Source organism: Ruania alba (assembly GCF_900105765.1).
Taxonomy (GTDB): Bacteria; Actinomycetota; Actinomycetes; order Actinomycetales; family Beutenbergiaceae; genus Ruania; species Ruania alba.
In genome coordinates this window covers 717,354-743,814 of sequence record NZ_FNTX01000001.1, presented here as the reverse complement: position 1 = coordinate 743,814, position 26,461 = coordinate 717,354, and the positions used below count along the sequence as shown (strand labels likewise).

Sequence of the window (26,461 nt, the reverse complement as noted above, 5' to 3'; positions counted from 1 at the left end):
GCTATCGCAGGATGCCGTGGTGCAGGGCGCGCAGCACAGCATTGGTGCGATCCCTCGCGCCGAGCTTGACCAGCACCGTGGAGACGTGATTCTTCACCGTGCCCTCGGCCAGGTGGAGTGTGCCCGCGATCTGGCGGTTGCTGTGCCCCTCGGCCACGAGCCGCAAGACCTCGAGTTCACGGGCGGTGAGGTCCTCGACCACGGCATTCTGCACACTCTGCGGCACCGGTCCGGAGCGGATGGCCCGCAGCATCCGGTCGGTGAGTGACGGGGAGACCAGCGTTCCGCCGTCGGCGAGGGTGCGTACCGCATCGGTGAGTTGCTCCACGGTGACGTCCTTGAGCAGGTAACCGCGCGCCCCGGCCGCCAGAGCCTGGAGCACCAGGGTGTCGTCGTCGAAAGTGGTCAGCACCAGCACGGCAACGTCCACGCCGCGCGCCCGCAACTCTTCCAGCACCCAGATACCGTCCCGGCCCGGCATCCGCAGGTCCAGCAGCACCACGTCGGGGCCGGTGGCGGCCACCACCTCCACGGCCCGTGCACCATCGTCGGCCTCCCCGACGACGTCGACCTCGGCGATCGTCAGCAACGTCCGGATTCCCTGGCGCACCAGCGCCTGGTCGTCGACCACCACGACGCGCGTCATGTGGCCGGAACCCGGACGGTGACGGTGAAGCCGCGGGCGCCATCGATGTCGAGCCTGCCGCCCAGGTCGGTCAGGCGTTCGGCCATTCCGCGCAGCCCGTTGCCCCAGGTGGGGCGGTCGGCCCCACGGCCGTCGTCGACCCCGGTCAGGACCACCTCCTGCCCGTGGCGGGCGATCTGGATCGTCAGGGTGCTCGCCTCGGCGTGCCGGAGCGTGTTGGTGACGATCTCCTGGACGGCTCGCAGGACCGCGGCACTGCGTTCCTCGTCAAGCCTGACATCGGCTTCGAGGTCGAGGCGTACGTTCAGGCCGGGGATGTCGGCGACCATCCGGTGCACCGCCGCCGGAAGATCAGACGGTGCCTCGCGCAGCTCGGAGACGGTGTGCCGCACGTCGGCGAGGAGGTCCCGTGCCACCGAGTCGGCGCGGTCGATGTGCTCGCGGGAGCGCTCCCCCGGGAGGTGCCGCGCGGCCTCGAGCTCCAGCGTGAGCACGGTGAGCTGGTGCCCGATCAGGTCGTGCAGGTCTCGGGAGATCCGCAGCCGTTCGGCCGATCGTGCCGACTGTTCCATCAGTACGGCAGCCGTCTGCAGCTCCACGTGCGCATGTGCCAGATCGCGGCGCATCCGCTGCTCCCGAATGAGGGCAAGGGAGCTGAGCACAGAAGCGATCTGGATCAGCAGATAGAAGCCGACCATCGCGAGCGGCTCACCGAACGCCTCCACCGGCAGATGTGCGATCCAGAGCACCACGGTATTGGCGACGACGATGCCGGCGACCACCCGAACAGGCACCAGATACGCGCTCACCGCAGCCACGACCACGAGGATCACGGCCACCAGCCCCGAAGCGCCGACCGCGAGGACGAGCGCCCACGAGGAGAGTACTGCCCCGGTGAGCGCCAGGTAGCGGCTCCGGGGACCGAGGGCGATCACGGCGAGCAGCAGGCAGAGTACGAACGCGATCAATATCCCGGTCCAGGCGCCGCGCCCGATATCAGTAGGCACAGCACCAAGCAGGACGGGTAGCGAGACACCGACGGCGACAGCGAGCATCACCAGGCCCGCCCACTCGTCCGACCCCATCCGCCGCATCCCCTCAGCGTACGGGCGAGGCTGCGTCTGGCACCCGTGCCAGAAGTCATGGGTCGCAGTGGTGACCACCGGCACCTGTGCACGAGCGATCGGTTCCCTAGCGTTCAGATATGACTTCTCATGACCTGGCGATCGAGGCGATCGATCTGCACAAGCGCTACGGCAGCACGACGGCGGTGGCCGGGATCAGTCTGGGCGTCCACCGGGGCGAGGTGTTCGGAATCCTCGGGACCAACGGGGCAGGAAAGACCACCACGGTGGAGATGATCGCCGGCCTGCGCCGGCCCGATGCGGGGCAGGTGCGGGTGCTCGGACTGGACCCTGCGGTCGATCGTGGGGAGGTCCGGCAGGTGCTGGGAGTGCAGCTGCAGTCATCGGCCCTGCACGGGTCGCTGACCGTCACCGAGCTGGTCGGCCTCTACTCGAGCTTGTACCCACGCCCGGTGCCCACCGGCGAGTTGATCAAGCAGGTCGGCCTCACCGAGCAGGCCACCACCCGGTTCGAGAAGCTCTCTGGTGGGCAGCAGCAGCGGCTCTCGATCGCGCTCGCTCTGGTCGGGAGGCCACGGGTGGTGATCCTGGACGAGCTGACCACCGGGCTGGATCCTCGCGCCAGGCGCGAGATGTGGCGGACGATCGAGAACCTGCGGGCGGGCGGCGTGACCGTACTGCTCGTCAGTCACGCCATGGAGGAGGTGGAGGCGCTCTGCGACCGGGTGGCGCTGTTCGTGGCTGGGCAGGTGGAAGCACTCGACACGCCGCAAGGTCTCACTGATCGAGCGGGGGTCTCCTCGCTCGACGAGGCTTTCGTTGCCCTCACAGGGCAAGAACCGGAGGAGGTTCGATGACGACGGAGATCCAGGCTCAGCGTCCAGGTCTGCGCGCCTGGCGCACGCTGGTGGTGTGCGAGGCCAAGATGGTCGCTCGCGACACCTCCGGCCTGATCGTGCCGCTCGGGCTGCCGCTGCTCATCCTGCTGATGAGCGCCTCGAGCGCGGGCGAACAGGTGGTGCAGAACGGTCGCACCGCCCTGGAGGTGTTCGTGCTGCCGCTGGCGCTGACCATCGTGATCGCGATGATCGCGATCGTGAATATGCCGAGCTTCCTCGCCTACTACCGGCGCACCGGCATTCTGCGCCGGCTCGCCGTGACGCCCGCCTCCCCCGCCCTGGTCCTGGTTGCGCAGCTGGTGGTCAGCCTGATCCAAGCGGCCCTCGGCATCGGTATCGCCCTGGCCGTGGCAGCGCTCGCCTTCGGTGCAGGCCCACCGGAGAATCTGGCGGCAGCGATCGGGTCGTTCACCCTCGCCAGCCTGGCGATGTACAGCGTCGGGATGGTGGTGGCCTCGGTGGCTCCGACGCCGAACTCGGCCGTGGCGATCGGCCTGGTGGCGTTCTTCGCTCTCGGTGCGCTCGGGGCATGTTCGGTGGCCCGGGCTCCCTGCCAGAGGGGTTGCAGACGGTCGGCGAGGTGCTTCCGTTCGGTGGTGCCGTCCAGTCCCTCGGCGCAGCGTGGGTGGGTGCCCCACTGGAGGCGACACCCCTGATCGGCATGGCCGTGACGGCGGTGCTCGGGTTCGCCATCTCCGCTGCCCTGTTCCGGTGGGAGTGACCGGGTTGGGGATCGTCGACGCAGTGGGGTGGGCGGGCGCGACCGCTGCCGTGCTGTTCATGCTCGTGTTCACCGTCGATGGATGGACACGTACCGGATACCGACCCGACTACCACCCTGTCAGCGCACTCGCGCTGGGAGGCCGAGGATGGCTACAGAAGGCCAACTTCATAGTCTGCGGGGGCGGGATCGCCATCGGAAGCCTCGCACTGATCGAGGTGAGCATCTTGCTGACACTCGGCATCGGCGTGTTCGGGATGGCCCTCATCGCCTCCGGCGTGTTCACGATGGACCCGATGCGGAGCTACCCACCGGGCACTCCTGCCGGGAATCCAGCGTCGTTCTCGCGCCGCCACGAGCTGCATGATCACGCCGGGATGGTGGTCTTCGCCACAGTACCGATCGCTGCGGGGATCGCGACCTTCACGCCGCAGCTGAGCGACCCTCTTCGGGTGTACTCAGCGGTGATCGCCGCTGTGGTGACCGTCGGGTTCCTCGCCTTCGGCCAGGCGTGGGAGAACGACTCCGCAAGGACTGGGTTGTGGCAGCGGCTGACCATTCTCGTCGGATGGTCGTGGCTCGCCGTGCTACTGGCCATCTCAGCCTGATCGCCGACGGCGGAAAAAGCCGTGACCAGGAGAGGCGCCCCTGCCAGGGTGGTCACCGTGCCCGGCCGGGTACGTCCACACCACCACGAAAGCAGGATCCACCCATGCACCCGATCGTCGTCTACGACATACACCGCCTCGAGCACAGGCAGCGACTCGCCGAGCTCACCCACCGCAGGACGATCCTGCGGGAGTTGAGGATCCGGAAGATCATCGCGCAACTCACTCGAGGCGGTCGGTCCACCGGCCGCCTTTTTGCTGTCCAGGGCACAGTTGCTGAACAGCAGGAGGAGAACCCCGACTACATCCGAGCCAGCTGACGCCGTCGCGCCAGTCGTTCGGTGGTGGCGGCTGGCGCTGACGCGCTGACAGAACACCAGGGCCCCGCAGGCTTCGTTCCTGCGGGGCCCTGCTGTGCCCTACCGGGTGATGGTGAAGCCGCCCCCGGCCACGCGCACGCGGTCCCCGGCCTCGGCCCGGCCACGCTGGGCGCCCCGCACGGTGAAGGTACGGCCCGTCCCGTCGGTGAGTGGCTCGGTGCGCACCCCATCGTCACCGGCGTTCACGTACAGCGCCGTCTCGCCGGTCTCGGTGCGGTACACGGCGCCGGCCACCGCGGGCCGGATCAGCACCCCGTCCAGGCGCAGGTTTCCGGCGCTGGTGCACCGCACCCGCACCGGTCCGGCCGGGATCGGCCGATCCAGCGGGAGCGGTCGCAGCGCGCCGGGGGCTTCGGTCAGCCCGGCGTCGCCGAGACCGCCGGCTGGTGTGGATCCGAGAACGGGGCCGTCGACGATCTCCCACTCGGCATGACCTGCCTCCTCGGCACGCTGCCACACGATCGGGTGCAGCCAGCCGCCGTCAGGGGTGTCGATCTGCAGCTCCACCCACTCCCCCGCGGGCACGCTCACGTACGCACCGCCGGAGAGGTTGCCCTCCCCGGTCCACGCGCCGGTGTCGGGACGTTCCACGACGCACCCGGCGCTCAGGGTCGCCGTCTCGGCCTCGACCACCCGTACCCCGTGGAGGTGCGTGATCTCCCGCATCGCCACAGCGGCCGCCGCCACCTCGGGATGGGCGTCCAGGAGCAGCATGACCAGCTGGGCGTGAATGGTGGACTCGGCGCCGCTGTTGCGGTTGATCCGCCCGTCCGGTTCGATCCCGTCCACGGTGACCCCGGTGGCCGGGTCGTATACCGGCTCACCGGCGGGGTTGGCGCCGAAGAACCAACCGGCAGCGAGCGCCGCCACCTCGGCGAGCCCGGGCCCGCCGGTGGCGTCCGAGGCGGCGAGCGCCGCCACCACCCGACCGTGCACACCGTAGGCGATCTGCGCCTCGGCCGGAGTGGGCGCCCAGGCATTCGCCGGGCCACCGGTGGCGAGCAGCAGCGGGGTGAAAGATCCGGCGTCGGCGACCGCCACGTCCACCAGGTCCGCCCGGCCCAGCACACCTCCGGCGCGGGCGAGCGCCTCGGGTGCGGCCGCGCCCCAGCCGTGCCAGAACCCGAGCGACCCGGTCCACGGCAGCACGGCACCGAACGGCCACGCGTCGGTGCCGGTGCCCATCCGTGCGATGCCCTCGGCGTAGTCGCGCAACGCCTCGGCCACCACCGCATCGTCGGGATCCACCTGGTGCACGGCGACCAGCCCGAGCACCGCCTCAGCGGTGGCGTCCGCGCCGCCGGCGATCAACCAGTCGGGCAGATCCACGCCGTCGCTGGTGACGGTCTCACCCACCCGGGCGAGCGACTCCTCGCCGAGCGCGGCGAGCGCCAGGTGCAGCCTGCCGGCGAGGAAGGCAGCAAACGCCGGGTCGGTGCGATGGAAAGCCGCGTACCCCTCCCCGAAGGCCCACACGGTGCGCGCGAGCCAGTAGGACTCGGCCGAGTCGGATGGGTCGGGGTACTCGACCGGTTCGGCGCTCGGGTTCAGCGTGCCATCGGCCTGCTGCCAGAGCACCACCCGCCCGGCGTCCGGGCCGGAGTCGTTCTGCAGGTAGGCGAGCGTGCGCAGGGTCCCGACGGCGTGCTCCCGGCTGCGCGGGTCGCCGCCGGCCTGCCAGTCGCGCAGGAAGACGACGGCGGCCCGGGTGATGTCGTCGGCGTTGTAGGCGCCCTGGGTCCAGTGCCCGGTGTCCGGGTCGAGGGTGCCGCCGCCGACGCGGGTGAACGTCTCGCCGTCGTAGTCCGCATAGGTCCAGGGGGCGAGCCCGGGGCTGCCCTGATCGTAGGTGCGGTGGTGCTCCAGCTCAGGCAGTGGCACCTCGTCGGTCAGGAACCGCAGGTGATCGAGGTTCGTCAGGCGGGCGGCGCCTCCCGGGCGGCCGGGAGCAGCAGCGGCAGGAACAGCGAGGGACGGTGCGGTGAGGGCCGACCCCGTGCCGAGGGCAGTCCCGGCAGCGAGCCCCAGGAACGCGCGACGTGACGTGCTCATCGTGACCCTCCGCCGTCGGGAATCGTGACCGAGGAACCCCAGCCCATGGCGGGATCGTGCACGGCCACAGCGAGCGTGGTGTCGGACTGGCCATAGTAGGCGAACCACTTCCCGTCAAACGTCACCAGGCCCTCCACGAAGGTGACGTTGGAGACCAGCCCGTGGGTGTCCTCGAAGGTCTGTGGCCGCAACCACGGCTCCTGCAGGCGGGCGAGCACCCGGGTGGGATTGTCCGGGTCGATCGCGATCTGACCGCACCGGTAGTCCACGTCCACGCTCCCGTCCTCGTGCACGGTGCGCGTGGCGCCGTTGGTGAGGAACACCAGCAGGCCGTTGTCGGCGAGCACCGGGGAGGTGCCGATCTCGACCAGGTCGGCGTCGAAGGAACCGGGGGTGGGCACGTACATCGGCTCGGTGTCGGGGGTGCCCGGGGTCCAGTGGATGAGGTCGTCGCTGGTGGCCCAGTAGATGCCGCCCTCGCCGAAGTACATCCACCACTGGCCCTGCATCTGGAAGGGCACGATCACGCCGGCCTTGGACCAGTTGAAGCCGCGCGGATCCATAGTCTTGAAGGTGTCGAAGTCCTCGAACAGGGGCCCGTGCTTGGTCCAGGTGCGTAGATCGGTGGAGGTGGCCAGGCACAGCTGGGCGCTGCGGCGATCCCAGCCGGTGTAGGTGAGGTAGTAGGTGCCGTCGATGACGGCGATCCGCGGGTCCTCGCAGCCGTACCGTTCGTAGTCCTCGCTCGGGGACAGGATCGGGGTGTCCTCGCGTTCGAAGTGGTAGCCATCCTTACTCCGGGCCAGGCCGATGTGGGAGACGATGTCCTCGGCGTGCGCGCGGTAGAGCAGCAGCACCTCGTCGCCGTCGACGAGGGCCGCCGGGTTGTACAGGTTGGCCGACTCCCAGGAGTTCCCGCGGGGCCGCAGGATCGGGTTGCCCTCGAACGGGGTGAACGGGCCAAGCGGGAACGTGGCCCCGGTGAAGATGCTGGGCACCGTGGACGCGGTGGCGGGCTCAGTGGAGGGGACGGTAGACATGGATTCCTTTCAGCCTTTGACGGCAGCGCCGATGTCGGAGGCGGTGAAGTACCGCTGGAACAGCAGGAAGAGGATCACCACGGGGAACGCGAGCGCGGTGGCGCCGGCGAGGATGGCCCCGTTGGGGTTGGCGGTGGACTGGGCAGCGTTGGAGATGTAGTTCGCCAGGGAGACGGCCAGGGGCTGCAGGGACGTGTCCTTGGTGATCAGGAACGGCCAGAGGAACTCGTTCCACGGGCCGATGAAGGTCACCAGCACCACCGTGACCAGCGCGGGCCGCACCATCGGGACGGCCACTGAGCGCAGGATGCGCAGTTCGGAGGCACCGTCGATGCGCGCGGCCTCGAACATCTCCTTGGGGAGAGCCTTGAAGAACTGGGTGAAGATGAACACGGCCGTGGTGTTGATCAGGAACGGCAGGATCATCCCGAGGTAGGTGTCGCCGAGGCCGTAGCTGCGGGTGATCTGCACGTACAGCGGGATCATCAGCAGCTGGAAGGGCACCATCTGCACCAGCATCATCAGCACCCAGGTGGCGCTCTTGCCGCGGAAGTCCAGCCGGGCCAGGGCGTACCCGGCGAGCAGCCCGAAGGTGACAGTGCCGAGCAGCACCCCGGCGGTGAAGATGAGGGAGTTCGCCAGTGAGCCGAGCAGGTCGATCCGGGCGTTGATGGCAGTGAAGTTCCCGAACGTCCAACCGGAGGTGGGGAACATCTCGTCCGGGGTGTTGGTCGGGTTCTCCTGGAAGGCGCCCACCACCATGAAGTAGAACGGGAATGCGAAGACGATGGCTGCGAGGGCGAGCAGGACGTAACGCCACCAGGTCGTGGTCCGTGTCATCTCAGGTCTCCCTGGTGAGTCGGTTGGCCGTGAGCGAGAGCAGCCCGACGGCGATCACCAGCAGCATGCCGATGGCCGAGGCGGTGTCCGGGTTCTGCTGCTGGATCCCCTGCTGGTAGATGAGCAACACGGGTGTGGTGCTTGCCCCGTCCGGGCCGCCGCCGTTGGTGAGCAGATACGGCTCGGTGAACAGGTTCGCGCCGGTGATGATGGCCAGGATCAGCACCAGCGTGGTAGCGCTGCGCACGCCGGGGATGGTCACGTGCCGGAAACGTTGCAGGGTGGTGGCGCCGTCCGTGGCGGCGGACTCGTGCAGCTCGGAGGGGATGTTCTGCAGGGCGGCGAGGTAGAGCAGGATGTAGAAGCCGAGCTGCTTCCAGGTGACATACAGGGCGATGCTCGGCATCGCCAGTGCGGAGTTCACCAGCCAGGACGGGTCCGGGGCGAGCGGACCCAGCACGCTGTTCACCAGCCCGCCGGAGGAGAACAGCAGCATCCACACGCCCACCAGGGAGACACTCGCCGTCAGGTACGGCACGTAGAAGGCCACCCGGAACGCGGCCGCCCACCGGATCCCCGCATTCAGGGCACTGGCCAGGACGAGCGCTGCGACCGCCGTCAGGGGCACGTTGATCACCAGGAACACGGCGGTGTTGCGGAACGACTCCAGCACCTGGGGGTCGGTGAGCACTGCGGCGAAGTTGTCCAACCCCACGAAGGGGCGTTCCACCTCCACGCCGGGTGCGGTGAAGAAGTAGTCGTGGAAGGCGATGTAGCAGGCGAACCCGAGCGGGAAGGCGAAGATCACCGCCACGAACACCATGTACGGCAGCGCAAACAGCGAGCCGATGGGGTTCCGGCCCAGCAGCCGGCTCCGGAGCGGGCCTCCCGCGCGCTGGGTGCGCGCGGGAGGGGCGGTCGCGACGCTCATGTCAGCCCACGAGCCCGGTGATCTCTTCAGCGGAACCGGAGAGGAACTCCTCGGTGGTGGTGTTGCCGAAGATCACCGCCGAGGAGTAGGCCTCGCGGAACACCTGCCAGGCCTCCACGGAGTTCGGGATGCTCGGCACATCGGCCACGCGTTCGGTCTGGCTGGCGAACTCGGCGTACATGGGGTTGGCCTCGAAGTAGTCCGGGAAGGTGCCGGCCAGGTCGACGCGCATCGGCATCTGCCCGGTGGCTTCGAGGAGCTGCCCGTCGGCCTCGGCGCTGGTGGAGAACTTCAGGAACTCCCAGGCAGTGGCCTGGTTCTCACAGGCGGTGAACATGGAGATGTTCTTGGAGTCAGCGAAGGTGACGACCTCCTCGCTCCCACCCGATGTCGGCACCGGCATGAACCCGACGTTCACGTCCTCGCCGTAGGAGGCGATCGCCCAGGGTCCGGCGAGCTGCATGGCGGTGTTCCCGGAGACCATGGCGTCGTCGGTGGCGGCCTCCTGCGGGGCGAGTCCCTCGGAGTAGATCGTGGACCAGAACTCGGCCACGGCGGCGCCGGCCTCGTTGTCGAAGGTGGCGGCCCCGTCCTCGACGAGCTGCGTGCCGCCGGTCTCAGCGAGGTAGAGCGGGTAGAAGTCGAACCACGGCTGGTAGAACTCGTTCGTCGGGGAGGGCCAGATGGCGGACTCCACGCCCGAGTCGACGAGCTGGCGGGCGCCGTCGAGGAAGTCGGAATAGGTGCTCATCCCCGGGTCCTCCGGGTCGAGGCCGGCCTGTTCGAAGAGGTCCTTGTTGTACATCACCATGACCGGGTTCGACTTCCATGGCAGCTGGTAGTAGCCCCCGTCGGTCTGGTAAGCGGTGGTGGAGTCACCGCCGCGCTCCTCGATGGAGGAGGCGCCGTCGTCGAAGGTGCTCAGGTCGACCAGGCCGCCCTGCTGCACCCAACCGGAGACGGCGGCGGTGGCGATGTTGTACACCAGGCACGGGGCGGTCCCGGCGGTGATCGCTGCGGTGATGGCTTCCTCGGAGGAGGAGCCGGCAGGGATCTCCTGGGCGGTGACCTGCTGGTCGGGATTCTCGGCGTTCCACGCCTCCACCACCGCCTCGCCCCAGGCGATCTCAGCCTCGTTGTTGGACAGCCAGATCTCGATCGGGCCGGTGCCGGCAGCGGCATCGTTCCCGCCGCCGGACTCGTCGCCGCCGCCGGAACAGGCGGCAAGCATCAGGGTGGTGGCGCCGACGAGCGCCGCAGTCTTGGTGAACTTCATCGTCCTTCTTCTCCTTGGGGGATGGGGGCAGTACGGGTGCTGTCGCGCAGCTGGAGGCGAGTGCAATCGAGCTCGATATTGCGCGCGGGCTCGCCGGCGATGTCGGCGAGCAGTGCCGTGGCGCTGACCCGGCCACGTTCGGTCGGGTCGGTGGCCACGGTGGTCAGGGCGGGAGAGAGGTGAGCGGAGAGGTGGTCGTCGTCAAAGCCGGCGATGGCTAGGTCCGCAGGCACTGACAAACCGATGCTGCGCGCATAAGAGAGGCCGGCGATCGCCATGGTGTCGTTGGCGTAGATGATGGCCGTAGGCGGCTCGGGCCGAGCAAGCAGCTCAGCCGTGCGGTCACGGCCGCTACCGGCGCCGAAATCACCCTCGGTGAGCAGATCGTCACTCCCGACGGCGGCCACGTAGGCCTGGGAGCGCACGTGGGAGTGGACGTAGTCCAAGGGTCCCGCCACGTGGGCGATCCGAGTGTGGCCATGGCCGCGCAGGTGGTCGACCATCTCGGCCATCGGGGTGGCGTCGTCGGTGCGCACGCAGGTGAAGGGGCTGGGGGCGTCGTAGGCGCCGAGTACCACACCGTGCAGGCCGAGCTGGTGCACGTACGGCACCCGCCAGTCGGCGCGGTGCAGATCGAGGATGATCACGCCGTCGGCACGACCGCTCGCCATCGCCCGGTAGGCGCGCTCTTCCGCCTCACGCGAGCCTGCCACCTGAAGCACCAGGGCCACTTCGGCATCGGCGAGCACCGACTCCACCCCGGCGATGAAGGCGGGGAAGAAGGTGTCCGAGGCGAGGATGGCCGGGTCGCGGGCGAGCACGATGCCGATCGCGTTGGCGCGGCTGGTGGCCAGTGCGCGAGCGCTGGCACTCGGCAGCCACTGCAGGTCCTCGGCAGCGGCGAACACGCGCGCCTTGGTCGCCTCCGAGATCGGACGGCGGCCGCTGAAGGCGTGCGAGACGGTCGCCTTGGTCACGCCGGCCTTGGCGGCGACGTCGCCGATGGTCGGTTTCGCCGGGCTCGGTTGTTGGGGCACTGCGCACCTCCTTCGCTGGGCTGACGATCGTGACGCTAACCGGTTTGACGATTGCAGGTCAACCGGTTTGATTCGTTTGATGAAAATCGGCTTCTGTGAGGTGGCGCATGCGCTGTGGCAAGCGGCGTGGGCGGCGATGGATACAGTGAGGCGCGTGAGTTCTTCGTCCAAGACCCCTGGCCGCGGCGATCCGATCGTCTGGATCGACTGCGAGATGACCGGCCTCGACCTGCATGGCGACGCGCTGATCGAAATCGCCGTGATCGTGACCGATTCCGAGTTGCACACCCTCGACGCGGGTCTGGACCTCGTGATCGCGCCCCCCGACGGCGTGGTGGAGCAGATGAACGAGGTGGTGCGCACCATGCACACCACCTCGGGGCTGCTCGAGGAGCTGCCGAACGGAATCTCGTTGGCAGACGCGCAGGCACAGACGCTCGACTACATCAAGCAGTTCGTGCCGGACCCGGGCAAGGCGCCGCTGGCAGGGAACTCAGTGGGAACCGACAAGGCGTTCTTGGAGCGGGACATGCCCGAACTGACCGGGCACCTGCACTACCGGATCATCGACGTCTCCTCCATCAAGGAACTCGCCCGACGCTGGTACCCGCGGGCGTACTTCAACTCCCCGAAGAAGGACGGCGGGCACCGCGCCCTGGCCGATATTGCCGAGAGCATCGACGAGCTGCGGTACTACCGGGCCGTACTGTTCCCGGAGGACTCCAAACTGCCGGACTCCAAGTCTGCGCAGCGTGCGGCGGCACTGATTGCCTCCTCCCCCACGCTGCCGTCGCCGGCAGACCCGGACGCACAAGCGAGCACGTGAGCGGGCAGCGCCGCCAGCCGCCCGTTGCGCGGCCGCGTCACGGCGCGCCCGACGGGAGCGATTACTCCCGGCTGACGTGGTAGTCGAGGAGGACCGTGAGCAGGCCGCGAAGTTGCTCACGCTGATCGGCATCCAATGGCGCCATGAACTCCGCTTGAGCCGCATCGACCTCGGCAAGCAGGTCAGTGGCCATCCGGTCGCCCGCGGGGGTCAGCGACACCACATTTCGTCGGCGGTCATGCGGATCGACGGACTGCCGGACACAACCGCGCGCCACGAGTAGGCGGACACCCTCCGTGACGTCGCTACGGTCCAGCGCCGTGCGCGCCCCCAGCTCCGCCTGACTCATGGCGCCGGACTCTTGCAGCGTCAGGAGCATGACATAGGGCGGCGGTCGGAAGTCGTGGATGGCGAGGTGCTCGTTCACCAGAAGACGCCCACGCCGACCGGTTTGGTTGAGCAGCCAGGTGACGTGCCCACGGATGGGGCGAGGCGGAGGCGGCTTCGGTTTCACGACTATCGATCCTATTCCGGTGGGACTTGACAGACTCGCACGATCTCATATCGTTGGTCTTGCCAACGTTGGTTAACCCAACGAATATCACAGCGACGTGTAGCGGTCCAGGCACACCTGCCAAACCGTGCTGCAGACCTCGGACTCCAGAGGCACCACATCCTCCCGGTGACCGTGGCAGCGCCGCACGCTCCGCCGTCGTGCGCTCAGCCGACGCCACGACAACATCTGCAATCGACTCCAGACGGATCGGAACGGGAGAATCGATGAAATCTCAGGGATACAGGACACCTGCGCTGCGCCGCCGCAGCTTCCTCACCGTCACAGGCGCGTCAGTCGCGGCCATGATCGGCGCCTCCGGTTGCTCTCGACCGGAAGATGCCGGCGGTGGCACCGAGGGCTCCGCTCTGACCGTGACCTGGTGGGGCGAAGGCGACCAGAACACGCGCCAGTCCGACGCCATCGCCGCCTTCGCCGAAGATCGCGGCGTAGAGATCGAGACTCAACCGACGAACTTCGAGGGCTACTTTGACCGCCTTGCCACCCAAGTAGCAGGCGGCAACGCGCCCGATGTCTTCCAGCTGTACATGCCGACGATGGGCGAGTACGCCGACCGAAACGCCCTGCACGACCTGTCCGAGTTCCTCGGCGAGACGATCGACGACACGAATCTCGAGACAGGCGCGATCGAGGGGAGCCTGCTGGAGGATCAGCTCTTCTTCCTCCCCCTGGGCCTGTCGACCCAGCCTGCATTGATCTACGACCGGACCGTGTTCGCAGAGCTCGGGGCACCGGACCCGGATCCGGACTGGACGCTGGACGACTACGTCACACTCCTCGAATCGCTCACCGACGCGCTCGGAAGCGATGGTTTCGGATCGGCCGAGTTCGGGGGCGACGGAATCGTGTTCGAAGCCTTCGTCCGCTCCAAAGGCAAGGAGGCGTTCACCACCGATGGTGCGCTCGCGTTCGAATCCGACGATCTCCGCGAATGGTTGCAGTTCTGGGAAGACCTTCGCCAACGCGAGCTCGTCGTCCACCCGCGCCTCATCGAAGGAAGCGGCTTCGAGGCTTCTCCGCTCATCACGGGCCAGGCGCCCATCGCGTACGCCTACTCCTCGAAGGGCATTCAGGGATACGCGTCGCTGACCGACCACGACCTCGACTTCCTCCCCTTCCCCCGCTACGACGCATCGACCGATCGGCGCGAACTGGTGGCACCGGTCGAGTGGATGGGCTTGGCGGCGGAATCACCCAGTCACCAGCTGGGGGCTGAGCTGCTGAACTTCTTGGTGAACGACGAAGGTGCGGCGAGAGCCATGGGGATCGGGCACGGAGTGCCCGTCAACAACCAGATTCGAGAGGCATTCGCCGCCTCGGGTGAGTTGGATCCGCTGGTCCAGAAGGTGTACGACAACGTTGCCGAGGCAATCGAGTTCTCCACTCCACGACCCATGTACCCGGCAGGCGCAAGCGAGCTCCTCGGCGGCACCGACCCGGTGATCGACCGCGTGAACCAGCAGGTCGCCTATGGCGAGGCGACCGTCGGCGAAGCGACTGAGCAGTTCTTCAGCGAAGCGGAACGGCTGCTCGGCTGATGGCGGTACGAACCGACGACTCCCGACCGCGCACTCGTGGCAGACCAACGCTGCGCCGCGGACGCGAGAATCGCGCCGCGTTCGCGTTCCTGGCACCCTGGCTGCTCGGGGCCGCACTCCTCACTGCAGGGCCCATGCTCGCCTCGCTGTTCCTGTCGATGACAGACTTCGACCTGCTCTCGACACCGTCCTGGGTAGGCCTGGACAACTACGAGCGGATGTTCACCGACGACCCGCGGTATCTCGCATCGATCAAAGTGACCACGATGTACGTTCTGATCTCGGTGCCGCTCTCGGTCACGGTGGCACTCCTTGTTGCCGTTCTGCTGAACCAGAAGGTCCGCGCCCTCGGATTCTTCCGAAGCGCCTACTACCTACCGTCATTGTTGGGCGGCAGCGTCGCGATCGCCATTCTCTGGCGGCAGATCTTCGGGAACGACGGTCTGATCAACAACATCCTGGCGCTCGTCGGCATCGACGGCCCGGGATGGATCTCCACCCCGGAGTATGCGATCTGGGCGCTGATCTTCCTCCATGTATGGCAGTTCGGTTCCCCCATGGTGATCTTTCTCGCCGGGCTCAAGCAGATCCCGCCAGAACTGAAGGAAGCAGCTGCAGTGGATGGCGCCGGGGCGATCCGAACATTCGCCGTGATCACACTGCCACTGCTCACGCCACTCATCTTGTTCAACCTGGTGATGCAGACAATCGTGTCCTTCCAGGCCTTTGCTCCGGCCTTCATCATCAGCGGCGGAACGGGCGGCCCGGTGAATTCCACACTCTTCTACACGCTCTACATCTACCTCGAGGGTTTCGGAAACTATCGGATGGGTTACGCCTCCGCGATGGCATGGGTCCTCCTACTCATCATCGGAGTCTTCACAGCATTCATGTTCCTCACCTCTCGGCGATGGGTTCACTATCAGGACGGGAGGGATACCTGATGCGAGTAACGAAGCTCGAGGAACGGTCAGTCCCAGTACGGCGGATCGCGATCTACGTGGCCTTGTGCGCCGGCCTGGTCGTGATGCTGTACCCGCTGACATGGATGCTCTCGGCCTCGGTCAAGGCTGAGACCGACATCTTCACTGAAGCGAGCCTGTGGCCGACCGAATGGGATCTCGGCAACTACACCGATGGCTGGTGGCAGATGGAATACCCGTTCGGGGTGTTCTTCACCAACTCGTTCGTCATCTCCGCCCTGGCAATCATCGGCAATCTGATCTCCTGCTCAATGGCCGCCTATGCCTTCGCCCGCCTCGACTTTCGTGCGAAGCGATGGCTCTTCGCCAGCATGCTCGTCACCATCATGCTGCCGTTCCACGTCACGGTCGTCCCTCAATACGTACTGTTCAGCTCACTCGACCTGATCAACACGATCGTTCCCCTCGCACTACCGAAATTTCTCGCAGTCGACGCATTCTTCATCTTTCTGATGGTGCAATTCATCCGAGGAATCCCACGCGAATATGACGAAGCAGCGGCGGTCGACGGGTGCAGCCCTGTGCACATCTTCCGGCGAATAATCCTGCCACTCTCATTGCCAGCACTCCTCACGACGGCGATCTTCACGTTTCTGTGGACGTGGAACGACTTCTTCAGCCAGCTCATCTACTTGAGCAGTCAGAGCAATTACACCGTGCCACTCGCGCTTCGGCTGTTCATCGACTCCACTGGCGGGGAATCAGCATGGGGACCCCTCATGGCCATGGCCGTACTGTCCCTCATTCCGGTCCTCGTCGTCTTCGCGATCTTCCAACGGATGCTGGTCGATGGCGTCGCAGCCTCCGGGATCAAGGGATAACCACATCAACTAAGAACTGTACAGAAAAAATGCACCGACACCGAAAGGACAACGCTAAGTGCTTCACGCAGATGAGGGACGATCACCCGATATCGTCCTGATCGTTGCCGACGACCTGGGGTTCTCCGACATCGGCTGCTACGGCGGCGAGATCGACACACCCGTGCTGGACGGACTGGGCCGGGCGGGCACACGCTTCTCGCAGTTCTACTGCTCGCCACGGTGCAGCCCCTCACGGGCGTCTCTCCTCACCGGCCTTCATCCACACCAGGTGGGCGTCGGAATTCTCACCGGTGACGAGCGTCCGCACGGGTACCCTGGGGACCTCGACGCGAACTGCGCGACACTGCCGGAGCGACTCCGGGATGCCGGCTACGGCACGTATCTCAGCGGGAAGTGGCACCTCTCGGCGGAGGTGGACTCGCCACAGTCGTCGTGGCCGACTCGCCGAGGTTTCGAACGCTTCTTCGGCACCTTGCACGGGGCCGGCTCGTTCTACGAACCCGTCTCTCTGATGGACGGGGAAGATCCGGTGGACGTGTCAGCCCTTCCGGATGACTTCTACTACACCGATGCCATCGCCGATCGGGGCGCGACGTTCGTGACCGAGCATGTCCGGGAGCGAGGGGACGATCCGTTCTTCCTCTACCTCGCATTCACGGCCCCACACTGGCCACTGCACGCCGACGAGGACGACATTGCACGGTACGACGGTCGGTACGCCGAGGGGTGGGATCAGTTGCGCCGACGTCGAAGCGAACGCCTGGAGGAGGAAGGCATCCTGGACGGCCACGCCAGGCTCAGCGAGCGCGACTCTCACGTCCCTTCGTGGCACGACGCACCGGACCAGGAGTGGCAAGCGCGCAGGATGCAGACCTATGCGGCGCAAGTGACGCGGATGGACGCTGCCATCGGTCGGGTCGTGGAGGCGCTGGACGCCCAGGGGCGGCTGGAGAACACGCTGATCGTGTTCCTCACCGACAACGGGGGCTGCGCCGAAGAGGTCCCCGTCGGGCAGGACACACGGTTCACCCGATTGCCTTTTGTGTCCGCGACCACCCGATCGGGCCAGGAGGTTCGCTTCGGCAACTCTTCCGAGATCAACCCTGGTCCGCCCGACACGTTCACCAGTTACGGCCGCGAGTGGGCGAACCTCTCGAACACTCCGTTCCGCGAGTACAAGCACTGGGTCCACGAAGGCGGGATCGCCACTCCGCTCATCGTGCACTGGCCGAACGGTATCGATGGCCACCAGCTCTGCCGGGCGCCGGGCCAGTTGGTCGACCTCACGACGACCTTGCTTGATGTGGCAGGCGCGGGGCGAACGCCGGGGTCCGGTTCACCCCAGACGGAGGGACGAAGTCTGCTGCCGGAGCTCCGCGGTTCAGACACTCCCCCGCGCGTGCTCTTCTGGGAGCACGAAGGAAACGCAGGATTGCGATGGGGGCGGTGGAAAGCCGTCCGTAAGCACGGCCAGCCATGGGAGTTGTACGACCTGGACGAGGACCGGACCGAGCTCAACAACCTCGCTTCGGCCGAGCCCCGACTGTTGAGCCTGATGAGCGGGGTGTATGAAGATCGGGCGGCCCGCTACGGCGTCATTCCCAGAGATCAGGTGCTGGCTGGCTACGAAGGATGAATACTGCAGCACGCTCGACAGCACGGGACGCCCGGTGGTGTGCCGATCACCACACCATCGGGCGTCCCGAGGCGGCCTGATCGTTCGCTACACTGGTGGATCGCAGCCGCCGTGTGCGGATGTACTTGGTGGCTATAGCTCAGTTGGTAGAGCACCGCGTTGTGGTCGCGGGGGTCGCGGGTTCAAGCCCCGTTAGCCACCCCAGACGAGCGAGGTGTGAACTTTCGCCCGAGAGACCATTCTCGGGTGGGGTTCGCACCTCGCTCTCGTTCCGGGTGTTCATGCGTAGCCGACTGGCATGCAGATGCGCCCCCACGGCGCGCCGCGTTTCAGTGCTGATCGGCACCTTCTCGCGGTGCCACTCGACCAGTCGCGCCACCGTGGCGCCATGCCTCATGCGGCACCATCAGCACGAACCCGGCCGTCCGCACGTTCTGCGCCAGACCGGCCAGAGTCCGTCGGGCGTCCCCGCTTCGAGTTGAGCCGGTGACGGCGGTGCTGGAATCGGCTCCCCGGCGGTCTGAGAGACATCCAAGACGTAGGCGGGGCGCACGCCGACCGCGGAGTTACCGGTCGGTGGCGAGAATCGCGTAGATCAGGGTGTCGGTCCACTCGCCCTTGCTCCACCAGTCTTGCCGCAGATGTGCCTCCTGCCGCATCCCCACGCTCGCGGCGAGTTTCGCGGACCCCGCGTTGCGGCCGTCCATCTGCGCGGCCACCCGGTGCGCCCGGTAGTGGTCGAAAGCGAGGTCGAGTACGGCACGCACCGCCTCGGCCGCGTAACCGTGGCCTCCGAACCCGGGATCGAGCACCCAGCCGATCTCCGCCACCCGCCGCTTGCGATCCGTGAACCACAGCGTCACGTCCCCGATCGGCTCATCGTCCCGTTCGATGATGAGGGCCAGCGCCCCGCTGTCGCCGTCCAGGTCGGTCTTCTCCGCACGCTCGGCGGCGTGCCGTTCCGCATCCTCGATCGTCCACGGCTCATCCAGGAGATACCGGGCGACATCAGGGCGCGAGTAGACGCTATGCAGCCACGTACAGTCACCTGGGATGTGCCGGCGCAGGCGCAGACGGTCAGTGCAGACAGGGAACGAAACCGCCTCACTCACCCCGCAAAACTAACATAGTACGGCTACAGGGCCGAACATTGTTTGGATACGGTGGAGGGGTGAGCTACTGGGAGCACCGCAAGCCGCAACGCCGCACGCGCGTGGTCGACGTGGACGGCATCGCCCGCATCTCCACCGAACTGCTGGACGACGGAGGCTTGCGAGCCCTAACCATCCGCGCTGTCGCGGGGAAGCTCAGTGTCGCGCCGGCGAGCCTCTACTCGCGCGTTGCACGCGTAGACGACCTGTTCGACCTTGCCCTGGACAACGCCCTCGCACAGGACACGGCCATCCAGCGGGCCATCACGGACGCCGGCCTGCACGACCTGATGCTGACCTACTACCGACATCTCGCCCGCCACCGCTGGGCAACCCAGGTGATCGCGATGCGCGCGCCCCGCGGGCCGCACTACCTTCAACTCTCGGAGCGCATGTGCGCACTCCTCGCCGATGCAGGCGCCCGGGACCCGCTCGGAGCCGCCTATGCACTCTCCAACTTCGTGATCGGGAGCGCGACCACCACCTCGATGGCAGGAGATGAACGCACGGCCCCTGTCGATCCTGAGATCGCCCCGCTCTACTCGCGACTGCACCGAGACCATGCCGTAGACAGCGAATCGATTGTCGCAGCCGGCCTCGCGCCCCTCGTGGCGCACGTGGTTCTGTAAGAGGGGTCGCCCGCGCCAACGATACGGAATCTTCCAGCACGCCATGCGATATCGGGAAGTTGCAGTGGCGGCCATCTCCTCGATCCGCAGCATCGTCAGATAGTTGAGGGAAAGCTCGCGGGCATCGGTGAACACCGGCCGAGCCGCTTCGTGGCCGCGGATGCACCAGACCCTGTTGCGCTCAGACGGTGCCAGGAGAAGCAAACTGTGGTTGCTGATGCTGCGGAGCAGGAGGTTCTTGGCAGCCGCCAAGACGTCCGGAGTCATGGAGATAGGTGTGGTTCAAGTCGTTCGAGGTAGTTCTTGACGAGCGCCTGGGCGTCGCGCTCCGAGAGCTGCCCTGCCATCAACAGTGTCCCGACGCCGTGCGCCAGCGCCATCACTTCCAGGGCGAGGCGGCGCGCGGCTGTGGCGCTGAGTTCGTCGGACTGCAAGACCCCGGCAAGATGGTCAGCAAGCCCGCTCAGATGCTTCTGATAGGCCCGCCCTGCCATGCCGGGGTTGGCGATCGCCACCCCCTCCAGGGAAACCCCGACTCGATGGAAACCTTCGCTCGCCGTATCGGTCGGTAGCGCCTCGTCGACGAACGCCTTGATGACGTCGAGTCGCGATTCACATCCCCTCTGTCGACGGGCGCGGGCCCGCCATCGTTCGACACTCTTGTCAGCGAGCCGGTCGAGCGCGGCTCCGAGGAGCTCGTCCTTGGTGCTGCCGTAGTACTGGACGAGCCGGAGGGATACGTCCGCTTCGGCGGCCACGGCTCTCATGGTGACGGCGTTGACTCCACCGCGGGCCAGGAGGCGCTCAACAGCCTCCATGATCTCGGCCCTGCGCCCGGACTCCGTCATCGAAAGGATCCCTCCATCTCCCGATGATACATTCGTATCAGGTGATACACGCGTATCAAGGAGGGGAATGCCATCTCCGTCGCAACGCGGGCTGTGGACGTCCTGTCTGGCTCAGCTGATCGTGGTGCTGGACATCTCGGTGGTGAACGTCGCACTGCCTTCGATCCAGGCCGACCTCGGACTCGGAAGGGTCTCCGCGTCGTGGGTGGCAATGGCTTACAGCCTCGGCTTCGCCGGATTGCTCCTGGTCGGCGCGCGACTGGCCGACGTCGTGGGCACCGCGAGATTGCTCGCCTGGAGCGTGGGGACATTCACCCTGGCGAGCCTCATCGGGGGCCTCGCGACGGACGGTTGGGTGCTCATCGCAGCCCGTGCCGCACAGGGCATCTCTGCCGCCGCGCTGTCTCCGGCGACGTTCACGTTGCTGACGACCACCCATGCCGAAGGCCCGGGTCGAACGCGAGCAATCGCAGTCTGGACTGCCGTGAGCCTCGCAGGAGGCGGAATGGGCAACATCGTCAGCGGGGTGCTCACCGACCTCATCTCGTGGCGAGCCACCTTGTTGATCAATCTACCCATTGGACTCGGAGTCCTCATCTCAGCACTCGTCCTCCATCGACGAACCCCGGACCAGCGCCGCGCGGGACGTATCGACCTGCTCGGCGCAGGGCTAGCAACGGCCGCATTCACGTGTGCCACCTACGCGCTGTCCGTCCCCGGCGAGGGAGCGATGAGGGGCCTTCCAGTCGTCGTCGGTACGACAGCAGTCGCGCTGTTCATCGCGCTCTTTGTTCAGCAGCACCGCACGCCTCACACACTCGTGCCGGGTGCGCTCGCACGAGACCGACTGATCGTCCTCGGTAACATCGCGACCGCACTGACGGGCGCATGCTTCCAAGTCGGCTTGTGGTACTTCTTGACCTACCGGATGCAGACTCAGTTCGGCTATTCGCCGATCCAGGCCGGTCTGGCCTTCCTCCCGCTCACCGCCAGCATGCTGGTCGTCAACCTCTGGCTCACGCCCCGCCTCATGAAACGACGCACGCCCCGGTCGCTGATCGTGGCAGGTGTCGTGAGCACCGTTCCGGGCCTGATCTGGCTCACAGTTCTCGACCACGGTCCCTTCGCCCTCACCATCCTGGTGCCCACCGTCGCGATCGGGATCGGCGGTGGCCTGATGAACACTCCGCTCGCCACGCTCGTCACCACAGGAGTCCGCCCCGAATACGCCGGCGCAGCCTCTGGCCTGATGAACACGGCGAAGCAGTTCGGCGGCACGATCGGTCTCGCCGCCGCGACCACCGCGGCCGCCATCACCGGCACCGACAGAGCCGCCTTCCTCCTCATGGCCGCAGCCGTCGTCGCCGTGATCGCCGCGGCGGCCACGATCCCCACCCACCGCTGCGGACCACAGCACACATGACACCAGGGTCACGTCGTGACCCACTCCAACGCCCCGCTCAGCATCGAGGGACGCCGATGACTCATCGAGAGATGCGAGACGCGCCCCAAGCGTTCGCGTGGAACACGGATATCGTCCACGCACAGTCGCATGACCCGACTGCGTCAGGCGAGATCGCCATTGGCTCCGTCAATTATCAAACTCTGTGGTCTTTTGCTGGCGCTGTTTCGCGTTCTTTCGCCCCAGCAGACTTCCACCGATCAGTGCTGCGCCCACTGCGATTGCTCCTATCTGGAGTGCGGTGAGCGCTGTGCCGTCGGCGAGCCGGGCCAGTAGCCCGAAGTCGTCGTTCCACAAGCCACCGACTCCGTTGATTACCAGAATGATTCCGACGATTTCTATGACTGCTCGCATGAGTTCTTACCTTTCGGTGGCTATTCTTCGACCCAACCGTGACTGGCTCTGACCGTTGGCGGCGCATGGGTCACGGGTGAGCGCCTTGCGGGTCTGCGGGTGCCTGCTCACCAGTCCCGTTCGACATTGAGATCCTGTGGCACCTCGACTTCAAAGCGGGCGTCGCAGATCGCGATGCCGTGGCATCCGGCATCGATCTCCAGGGTGTCGCCGTTGAGTTCCCACGTGAGCCGCTCGAAGCCTGCCGTATGTTCGAACCAGCGGGTGACTTGGATATCCTCGCGATCGGTCGCGACAACATCTGTGGCAACTTCGTTCGTCTTGAGAATCAGGGTCTCGCCGGAGTAGGGGAAGGTCTTGATCTCCGGATCGGCGTTCGAAGCCTCTGTAGTGCAGCCGACCAGCCCGAGCGACGCGAGGGATAAGGCGACCACGGCAAGAAGGCACTTGCTCACTGGTCGCCACAGGAGGGTGCGTGTCTCTTTCATGGGGAATCTCCAGATAGTTCAGTGAGCTTCGACGATCGGGGAAGTTCTGGACGATGACGGCGCGTTGCTCATCTGCCGATCCACTCCAGCGCGGATTTGTCTCACACGGCGAGGACCGCGCCCTCGTGCCCTTGCTATCCATCCGGATGCTGACGACGAAAAATTGCAAGCGCGAGCAAGGTCCCCAGACTCATGGCGTCGGGCGTGAGCGCTCCTCCCTCCTCTGCGCCTTCACGTTGTAGCACAAGTGTGCTTCTATAATTCACGCAGTGTAGCACGACCGTGCTAGCATGTGCCCATGCCTCGAAGAATGGACAGGGATGCACGCAAAGCTCAGCTTGCGGAGGCGGTGTGGCAGGTGATCCTCGATCAGGGCATCTCGGCGGTGTCGGTTCGCACAGTCGCCGAGCGCGCGGGCGTCGTCGTCGGCTCCCTCAGGCACGTCTTTCCGACGCGTTCGGAACTCGTGCAGTTCTCCGCCGAGCTCATGATGGAACGCGTGACCGAGCGGCTTCTCGCCACCGCACCCCACGATGACCCACGCGAATATGCGCTGGCGATCATCAAGAGTGTTCTCCCCCTCGACCCGGACAGTCGGGCCGAATATGAAGTCAACCTCGCACTCCTTGCGGAACGCGCCGCAGTGCCGGGCCTACAGCAGGTGAGCCTCGATGCACATCGGCAGCTCGCCGGACTCTGCGCCCGCCTCGTCGAGATGCTGACAGGGCAGGCTGGGACGCCAGATGCGGCATCACTGGCACGTCGACTTCACGCACTGATCGACGGGCTCGCGTTCCACCTGTTCCACCAGCCCGTTGACAGCGATGTCACCTGGGCGCTCTACTTCATCCAGGATGAGTTGGCCACTATCGCCGGCGAGGCGAGCACCTGTGGAATCTCGCGCTGAGCCGACATTCCTCGGGTTGCGCACCTTCAGTCATGAGTCACCAACCGTGACTACTTCGAGGTGAGCTTCTTGGCCCACCGGGACCTGTAATCAGGGTGGTCGCTCCATGTTGCTGCCAGGGAAGCCAGGAGCTGGTCACTGAAACGAGCGGCTTCCGCCTCGGCATCGGCGCCGAAGACATACTCCCCCGCCTTGACCAAGGCGCTTGCGCCGGTGAACCACGACATCAGATCACCCTCCGCACCAGCCCTGCGCATCTGCCCCGCGACCTTGAGGACGCGCCCATAGGCCTGCAGCACCTCCGTAGGAAGATCCTCCTCGGCAAGCCGTTCTTCCACAAAGTTCCCCAGATCACTCATCGTGACACCTCCCTGACATCGACTCAGACCCCGAAGGGGGCGAGCACTGCGCCTCCGAGTGGACAGTTCCCATCCTAGCACGACCGTACTATTTTGGGTTTGCATCGGGGCCCTCGTAGAAGATGCGGCTGTTGACCTGTCCGGTTGCGACGAGATCCCCTTGGGTGTCCGTGACGTGCACTTCGGTGAGTGTTCCCGAATGGGTTCGATGCACGACCGTGGCTGTTGCGGTGAGGTCCGTGCTGGCTGATCTCAGATAGTTCACGAGGAGATTCGTGGTCGCGCCACCGGAGGCCGGGACATCGGGTGAGATACCGGATGCCGATGCGGCGGCACCGACGGTGTCGATCAAGGTCGCGACGGCACCGCCGTGCAGCACGCCGGGAGTGGTCGTCAATGCTTCGGAGAACGGCATCACGAAGGTCACGTGATCGATGTCCGCTGAGCGCGCGGTGATGCTGAGAGTCTGCGCGACGGGCGATTGCAGAACGATGTTCTCGATCCAGTGATTGGCAAGCGGGTGCATGTGGACTCCGGGTAGTCGAGGCGGTGACGATCGTGCTGGCGTTCAAGAATCGCCTCTGCAGCGGCTGGTTGCCGATGACCTCACAGGTCATGCACCCCCGACTCCTCGGCGCCCAGCTCTTCGGCACCCGCCCGCTTCAGGTCAGAGCGAAGACGGCGCTTCTCGTCGCATCGTCGCTCGGGTAGAACGCCTCGATACGGAGTTCGTCGACGGTGACGTCTCGTGCGGACTCCACTGTTGCGGAGATGCTGAAGAAGCGCAGCATGGCGCCATCGATGGTGAGTTCAAGTGGCATCACCACATCGGAGGGTGCCAGCCGACCGGCACCATCACCCGGGTAGGCGGCTGCTTCCACGGCGAGATCACGCAATCGCACATCACCGTCACGGTCGAATCTGGCCCGAACCTGGGCAAGCAGGCGCGAGCGCCACTGCCCCAGATTGGCAATCCACGGAGCCAGACCTTCAGGGTGCAACGTCAACCGCACCGCGTTCATGGGCGGCTCCAAGAGATGGGCCGCGCATCCGGCGAGCAGGAGATCGGTCGCCGCGTTGCGATCGACGATGTCCCACCACCGGTCGAGGACAAGTGCGGGAAAGGGCATGTGCGCCTCTAGGAGCGACTGCAGTGCCCTGCTCACTGCCAGCAATTCAGGTGCATCGAGTCCACGCTCGGGATGGGTCGGCGCAAGGCCCGCGGCTAGCATCAGATGATTGCGTTCGCGCAGTGGAACCTCCAAATGGTGCGCGAGCCGTTCGATCATCTGTCGTGTCGGCGTGGACCGCCCCGTCTCCACGTAACTCAGATGACGCGTCGACACATCGGCCCGTGACGACAACTGGAGCTGGCTCAACTGCCGCCTGACCCTCCAGGCCCGCAGGAGCTCACCAATCGGTGTCGCACTCATGGCGGTCACGCGCACCATCGTAGCCAGACGTCATGGTTTCCATGACTCTAAGAATCATGAGAACCATGGCTCCTTCGCGGGAACCCGTGCAAGTTCGACGTCGGAATCCACCTCTTGACCGTGCGTGCGCACAGGGCTGGTCGGCTGGCATGCGTGCGACGACAGCCGAGCGCGGGGCGGCCCAGGTCCGGATGCCGGACCGCGGCCTTGATAGTCTGCGGGCAGGGCTTCTCGATGAGCCTGCCGCCCGCGCCGAGATTTTCGGCCTGGTGAACACATCGAGCGCATCTTCTGCCAGAGGTTCTCGTGACTGTCACGGCGCCCCGGACGGCAACGCGGGCACCGACCATGCTGACGGCACCGAGATAGCGATGAACTCATGCACTTCACCCTGAATGATGCCAAGACGGCCGCGCGAACGCTGCGACGGAGCCTGGCCGCGGCTGACGCCTCCATCAGTCATAGCCGCGCTCTGGAGATCGTCTCGCAACAACTCGGCTTCACCGACTGGAACACCGCATCAGCTCGACTGTCCGCCGTGCGCCCTGGCATGGGTGCATCGGTCCCGGTGCTCCGCATCCACGACGAATCCCTCGCAAGAGAGTTTTACCTGGACTATCTGGGCTTCACCGTCGAGTGGGAACACCGTTTCGAGCCTGGGATGCCCTTGTACCTGCGAATACGCCGCGACGAGACGACCCTCGACCTCTCCGAGCATCACGGTGATGGCACGCCAGGAACCGTAGTCTGGGTACCCGTAGCCAACGCTGTCACTTTCCTCGCCGAGATCTCCACACGATCGCACCCACGGCTCAACCCCGGCATCGACCGCGACGCCCCCGGCGGACCCACGATCGAGATCACGGACCCCTTCGGCAACGTCCTACGCCTCTGCGAGACAAACGACTGACGCAGGCCCTGAACGTCAGAAGAC

At 66.2% G+C, this 26,461-nt stretch carries 29 protein-coding genes and 1 tRNA gene; 14 read left to right on the top strand and 16 right to left on the bottom strand.

Translation table 11 applies throughout. The features are described from left to right. Position 1: 1 nt before the first annotated feature. Positions 2 to 646, bottom strand: coding sequence for a response regulator (locus tag BLU77_RS03435; RefSeq protein WP_089771700.1), 645 nt, complete (start codon positions 644 to 646; stop codon positions 2 to 4). Beyond that, on the bottom strand, positions 643 to 1,809 hold the full coding sequence (locus BLU77_RS03430) for a sensor histidine kinase (protein WP_245708649.1): 1,167 nt from the start codon (positions 1,807 to 1,809) through the stop codon (positions 643 to 645). The genes BLU77_RS03435 and BLU77_RS03430 overlap by 4 nt, the downstream gene beginning before the upstream one ends. Before the next feature lie 41 nt (positions 1,810 to 1,850). On the opposite strand from BLU77_RS03430, the gene BLU77_RS03425 reads away from it, so the two are divergent. The 4 genes from BLU77_RS03425 (at position 1,851) to BLU77_RS03410 (ending at position 4,279) form a co-directional block, all read left to right on the top strand. Continuing rightward, entirely contained in the window at positions 1,851 to 2,588 is a 738-nt protein-coding gene (locus BLU77_RS03425; RefSeq protein WP_089771699.1) for an ABC transporter ATP-binding protein, read from the top strand. Continuing rightward, positions 2,585 to 3,286, top strand: a complete 702-nt coding sequence (locus tag BLU77_RS03420; protein ID WP_245708648.1) for an ABC transporter permease — start codon at positions 2,585 to 2,587, stop codon at positions 3,284 to 3,286. Before BLU77_RS03425 ends, BLU77_RS03420 begins: the two co-directional genes overlap by 4 nt. 55 nt (positions 3,287 to 3,341) lie before the next feature. Further along, positions 3,342 to 3,959 carry a DUF998 domain-containing protein gene (locus BLU77_RS03415; RefSeq protein ID WP_217632351.1) on the top strand — a complete coding sequence of 206 codons (618 nt, stop codon included), beginning with the start codon at positions 3,342 to 3,344 and terminating at the stop codon, positions 3,957 to 3,959. A gap of 104 nt (positions 3,960 to 4,063) precedes the next feature. After that, positions 4,064 to 4,279 carry a hypothetical protein gene (locus tag BLU77_RS03410; RefSeq protein WP_089771698.1) on the top strand — a complete coding sequence of 72 codons (216 nt, stop codon included), beginning with the start codon at positions 4,064 to 4,066 and terminating at the stop codon, positions 4,277 to 4,279. Positions 4,280 to 4,378: 99 nt separating this feature from the next. Here the strand turns inward: BLU77_RS03410 and BLU77_RS03405 are convergent, their stop codons facing one another. The 6 genes from BLU77_RS03405 to BLU77_RS03380 are packed head-to-tail and all read right to left on the bottom strand — an operon-like array spanning position 4,379 to position 11,515. After that, a complete protein-coding gene (locus BLU77_RS03405; RefSeq protein WP_089771697.1) occupies positions 4,379 to 6,391 on the bottom strand; it encodes a hypothetical protein in 2,013 nt (670 codons plus the stop codon). After that, positions 6,388 to 7,431, bottom strand: coding sequence for a glycoside hydrolase family 130 protein (locus BLU77_RS03400; RefSeq protein ID WP_089771696.1), 1,044 nt, complete (start codon positions 7,429 to 7,431; stop codon positions 6,388 to 6,390). Before BLU77_RS03400 ends, BLU77_RS03405 begins: the two co-directional genes overlap by 4 nt. 9 nt (positions 7,432 to 7,440) lie before the next feature. Continuing rightward, on the bottom strand, positions 7,441 to 8,271 hold the full coding sequence (locus BLU77_RS03395; protein ID WP_089771695.1) for a carbohydrate ABC transporter permease: 831 nt from the start codon (positions 8,269 to 8,271) through the stop codon (positions 7,441 to 7,443). Between the two features lies 1 nt (position 8,272). Next, positions 8,273 to 9,202, bottom strand: coding sequence for a carbohydrate ABC transporter permease (locus BLU77_RS03390; protein ID WP_089771694.1), 930 nt, complete (start codon positions 9,200 to 9,202; stop codon positions 8,273 to 8,275). A gap of 1 nt (position 9,203) precedes the next feature. Then, entirely contained in the window at positions 9,204 to 10,478 is a 1,275-nt protein-coding gene (locus tag BLU77_RS03385; protein WP_089771693.1) for an extracellular solute-binding protein, read from the bottom strand. Continuing rightward, entirely contained in the window at positions 10,475 to 11,515 is a 1,041-nt protein-coding gene (locus tag BLU77_RS03380) for a LacI family DNA-binding transcriptional regulator (RefSeq protein ID WP_089771692.1), read from the bottom strand. Before BLU77_RS03380 ends, BLU77_RS03385 begins: the two co-directional genes overlap by 4 nt. A gap of 154 nt (positions 11,516 to 11,669) precedes the next feature. On the opposite strand from BLU77_RS03380, the gene orn reads away from it, so the two are divergent. Beyond that, on the top strand, positions 11,670 to 12,341 hold the full coding sequence (gene orn, locus BLU77_RS03375) for an oligoribonuclease (RefSeq protein WP_281242041.1): 672 nt from the start codon (positions 11,670 to 11,672) through the stop codon (positions 12,339 to 12,341). Positions 12,342 to 12,402: 61 nt separating this feature from the next. On the opposite strand, the gene BLU77_RS03370 is transcribed toward orn, so the two are convergent. Next, positions 12,403 to 12,768, bottom strand: a complete 366-nt coding sequence (locus BLU77_RS03370) for a MarR family winged helix-turn-helix transcriptional regulator (RefSeq protein ID WP_089771691.1) — start codon at positions 12,766 to 12,768, stop codon at positions 12,403 to 12,405. A 353-nt stretch (positions 12,769 to 13,121) separates the two neighbouring features. Between BLU77_RS03370 and BLU77_RS03365 the strand changes: the two genes are divergently transcribed. The 5 genes from BLU77_RS03365 (at position 13,122) to BLU77_RS03345 (ending at position 18,100) form a co-directional block, all read left to right on the top strand. Beyond that, positions 13,122 to 14,453: an ABC transporter substrate-binding protein gene (locus BLU77_RS03365; protein WP_089771690.1), complete on the top strand. Its 1,332-nt coding sequence runs from the start codon at positions 13,122 to 13,124 to the stop codon at positions 14,451 to 14,453. Then, the gene (locus tag BLU77_RS03360; protein ID WP_089771689.1) at positions 14,453 to 15,397 is read left to right on the top strand and encodes a carbohydrate ABC transporter permease; all 945 of its coding nucleotides are present in this window, start codon (positions 14,453 to 14,455) and stop codon (positions 15,395 to 15,397) included. The genes BLU77_RS03365 and BLU77_RS03360 overlap by 1 nt, the downstream gene beginning before the upstream one ends. After that, positions 15,397 to 16,257: a carbohydrate ABC transporter permease gene (locus BLU77_RS03355; RefSeq protein ID WP_089771688.1), complete on the top strand. Its 861-nt coding sequence runs from the start codon at positions 15,397 to 15,399 to the stop codon at positions 16,255 to 16,257. Before BLU77_RS03360 ends, BLU77_RS03355 begins: the two co-directional genes overlap by 1 nt. Before the next feature lie 58 nt (positions 16,258 to 16,315). After that, the gene (locus tag BLU77_RS03350; RefSeq protein WP_089771687.1) at positions 16,316 to 17,896 is read left to right on the top strand and encodes an arylsulfatase; all 1,581 of its coding nucleotides are present in this window, start codon (positions 16,316 to 16,318) and stop codon (positions 17,894 to 17,896) included. A gap of 128 nt (positions 17,897 to 18,024) precedes the next feature. Then, a tRNA-His gene (locus BLU77_RS03345) sits at positions 18,025 to 18,100 on the top strand. A 362-nt stretch (positions 18,101 to 18,462) separates the two neighbouring features. Here the strand turns inward: BLU77_RS03345 and BLU77_RS03340 are convergent. Further along, the gene (locus tag BLU77_RS03340) at positions 18,463 to 19,008 is read right to left on the bottom strand and encodes a GNAT family N-acetyltransferase (RefSeq protein WP_089771686.1); all 546 of its coding nucleotides are present in this window, start codon (positions 19,006 to 19,008) and stop codon (positions 18,463 to 18,465) included. 59 nt (positions 19,009 to 19,067) lie between these two features. On the opposite strand from BLU77_RS03340, the gene BLU77_RS03335 reads away from it, so the two are divergent. Then, positions 19,068 to 19,676 (top strand): TetR/AcrR family transcriptional regulator, encoded by a 609-nt coding sequence (locus BLU77_RS03335; protein WP_089771685.1) that lies wholly within the window; start codon positions 19,068 to 19,070, stop codon positions 19,674 to 19,676. Positions 19,677 to 19,939: 263 nt separating this feature from the next. Here BLU77_RS03335 and BLU77_RS03330 read toward each other — a convergent pair whose 3' ends face one another. After that, the gene (locus BLU77_RS03330; protein WP_089771684.1) at positions 19,940 to 20,524 is read right to left on the bottom strand and encodes a TetR/AcrR family transcriptional regulator; all 585 of its coding nucleotides are present in this window, start codon (positions 20,522 to 20,524) and stop codon (positions 19,940 to 19,942) included. Between the two features lie 67 nt (positions 20,525 to 20,591). Here BLU77_RS03330 and BLU77_RS03325 point away from each other — a divergent pair, with 67 nt between their 5' ends. Further along, positions 20,592 to 21,947 (top strand): MFS transporter, encoded by a 1,356-nt coding sequence (locus tag BLU77_RS03325; RefSeq protein ID WP_089771683.1) that lies wholly within the window; start codon positions 20,592 to 20,594, stop codon positions 21,945 to 21,947. A gap of 168 nt (positions 21,948 to 22,115) precedes the next feature. Here the strand turns inward: BLU77_RS03325 and BLU77_RS21695 are convergent, their stop codons facing one another. Together BLU77_RS21695 and BLU77_RS03320 are read right to left on the bottom strand one after the other, a co-directional pair. Beyond that, positions 22,116 to 22,340 carry a hypothetical protein gene (locus tag BLU77_RS21695; protein WP_139177572.1) on the bottom strand — a complete coding sequence of 75 codons (225 nt, stop codon included), beginning with the start codon at positions 22,338 to 22,340 and terminating at the stop codon, positions 22,116 to 22,118. A 107-nt stretch (positions 22,341 to 22,447) separates the two neighbouring features. After that, a complete protein-coding gene (locus BLU77_RS03320) occupies positions 22,448 to 22,828 on the bottom strand; it encodes a hypothetical protein (protein ID WP_089771682.1) in 381 nt (126 codons plus the stop codon). 310 nt (positions 22,829 to 23,138) lie between these two features. On the opposite strand from BLU77_RS03320, the gene BLU77_RS03315 reads away from it, so the two are divergent. Then, the gene (locus BLU77_RS03315) at positions 23,139 to 23,735 is read left to right on the top strand and encodes a TetR/AcrR family transcriptional regulator (RefSeq protein ID WP_217632349.1); all 597 of its coding nucleotides are present in this window, start codon (positions 23,139 to 23,141) and stop codon (positions 23,733 to 23,735) included. 50 nt (positions 23,736 to 23,785) lie between these two features. On the opposite strand, the gene BLU77_RS03310 is transcribed toward BLU77_RS03315, so the two are convergent. The 3 genes from BLU77_RS03310 to BLU77_RS03300 all read right to left on the bottom strand — a co-directional run bounded on the left by BLU77_RS03310 (position 23,786) and on the right by BLU77_RS03300 (position 25,527). Then, a complete protein-coding gene (locus BLU77_RS03310; protein WP_089771680.1) occupies positions 23,786 to 24,094 on the bottom strand; it encodes a hypothetical protein in 309 nt (102 codons plus the stop codon). Positions 24,095 to 24,182: 88 nt separating this feature from the next. Further along, entirely contained in the window at positions 24,183 to 24,620 is a 438-nt protein-coding gene (locus BLU77_RS03305) for a PaaI family thioesterase (protein WP_089771679.1), read from the bottom strand. A gap of 136 nt (positions 24,621 to 24,756) precedes the next feature. Next, positions 24,757 to 25,527: a helix-turn-helix domain-containing protein gene (locus BLU77_RS03300; RefSeq protein ID WP_245708773.1), complete on the bottom strand. Its 771-nt coding sequence runs from the start codon at positions 25,525 to 25,527 to the stop codon at positions 24,757 to 24,759. 379 nt (positions 25,528 to 25,906) lie between these two features. On the opposite strand from BLU77_RS03300, the gene BLU77_RS03295 reads away from it, so the two are divergent. After that, complete coding sequence (locus tag BLU77_RS03295; protein ID WP_089771677.1) at positions 25,907 to 26,437, top strand: glyoxalase superfamily protein; 531 nt, start codon at positions 25,907 to 25,909, stop codon at positions 26,435 to 26,437. Positions 26,438 to 26,461 lie beyond the last annotated feature (24 nt).

Excerpts from the sequence above, each read along its gene's own strand:
- BLU77_RS03435 (WP_089771700.1), bottom strand. The coding sequence starts at position 646 with ATGACGCGCGTCGTGGTGGTCGACGACCAGGCGCTGGTGCGCCAGGGA.
- BLU77_RS03425 (WP_089771699.1), top strand. The coding sequence starts at position 1,851 with ATGACTTCTCATGACCTGGCGATCGAGGCGATCGATCTGCACAAGCGC.
- BLU77_RS03420 (WP_245708648.1), top strand. The coding sequence starts at position 2,585 with ATGACGACGGAGATCCAGGCTCAGCGTCCAGGTCTGCGCGCCTGGCGC.
- BLU77_RS03410 (WP_089771698.1), top strand. The coding sequence starts at position 4,064 with ATGCACCCGATCGTCGTCTACGACATACACCGCCTCGAGCACAGGCAG.
- BLU77_RS03405 (WP_089771697.1), bottom strand. The coding sequence starts at position 6,391 with ATGAGCACGTCACGTCGCGCGTTCCTGGGGCTCGCTGCCGGGACTGCC.
- BLU77_RS03400 (WP_089771696.1), bottom strand. The coding sequence starts at position 7,431 with ATGTCTACCGTCCCCTCCACTGAGCCCGCCACCGCGTCCACGGTGCCC.
- BLU77_RS03395 (WP_089771695.1), bottom strand. The coding sequence starts at position 8,271 with ATGACACGGACCACGACCTGGTGGCGTTACGTCCTGCTCGCCCTCGCA.
- BLU77_RS03390 (WP_089771694.1), bottom strand. The coding sequence starts at position 9,202 with ATGAGCGTCGCGACCGCCCCTCCCGCGCGCACCCAGCGCGCGGGAGGC.
- BLU77_RS03385 (WP_089771693.1), bottom strand. The coding sequence starts at position 10,478 with ATGAAGTTCACCAAGACTGCGGCGCTCGTCGGCGCCACCACCCTGATG.
- BLU77_RS03365 (WP_089771690.1), top strand. The coding sequence starts at position 13,122 with ATGAAATCTCAGGGATACAGGACACCTGCGCTGCGCCGCCGCAGCTTC.
- BLU77_RS03360 (WP_089771689.1), top strand. The coding sequence starts at position 14,453 with ATGGCGGTACGAACCGACGACTCCCGACCGCGCACTCGTGGCAGACCA.
- BLU77_RS03355 (WP_089771688.1), top strand. The coding sequence starts at position 15,397 with ATGCGAGTAACGAAGCTCGAGGAACGGTCAGTCCCAGTACGGCGGATC.
- BLU77_RS03330 (WP_089771684.1), bottom strand. The coding sequence starts at position 20,524 with ATGACGGAGTCCGGGCGCAGGGCCGAGATCATGGAGGCTGTTGAGCGC.
- BLU77_RS03325 (WP_089771683.1), top strand. The coding sequence starts at position 20,592 with ATGCCATCTCCGTCGCAACGCGGGCTGTGGACGTCCTGTCTGGCTCAG.
- BLU77_RS21695 (WP_139177572.1), bottom strand. The coding sequence starts at position 22,340 with ATGCGAGCAGTCATAGAAATCGTCGGAATCATTCTGGTAATCAACGGA.
- BLU77_RS03320 (WP_089771682.1), bottom strand. The coding sequence starts at position 22,828 with ATGAAAGAGACACGCACCCTCCTGTGGCGACCAGTGAGCAAGTGCCTT.
- BLU77_RS03315 (WP_217632349.1), top strand. The coding sequence starts at position 23,139 with ATGGACAGGGATGCACGCAAAGCTCAGCTTGCGGAGGCGGTGTGGCAG.
- BLU77_RS03310 (WP_089771680.1), bottom strand. The coding sequence starts at position 24,094 with ATGAGTGATCTGGGGAACTTTGTGGAAGAACGGCTTGCCGAGGAGGAT.
- BLU77_RS03305 (WP_089771679.1), bottom strand. The coding sequence starts at position 24,620 with ATGCACCCGCTTGCCAATCACTGGATCGAGAACATCGTTCTGCAATCG.
- BLU77_RS03300 (WP_245708773.1), bottom strand. The coding sequence starts at position 25,527 with ATGAGTGCGACACCGATTGGTGAGCTCCTGCGGGCCTGGAGGGTCAGG.
- BLU77_RS03295 (WP_089771677.1), top strand. The coding sequence starts at position 25,907 with ATGCACTTCACCCTGAATGATGCCAAGACGGCCGCGCGAACGCTGCGA.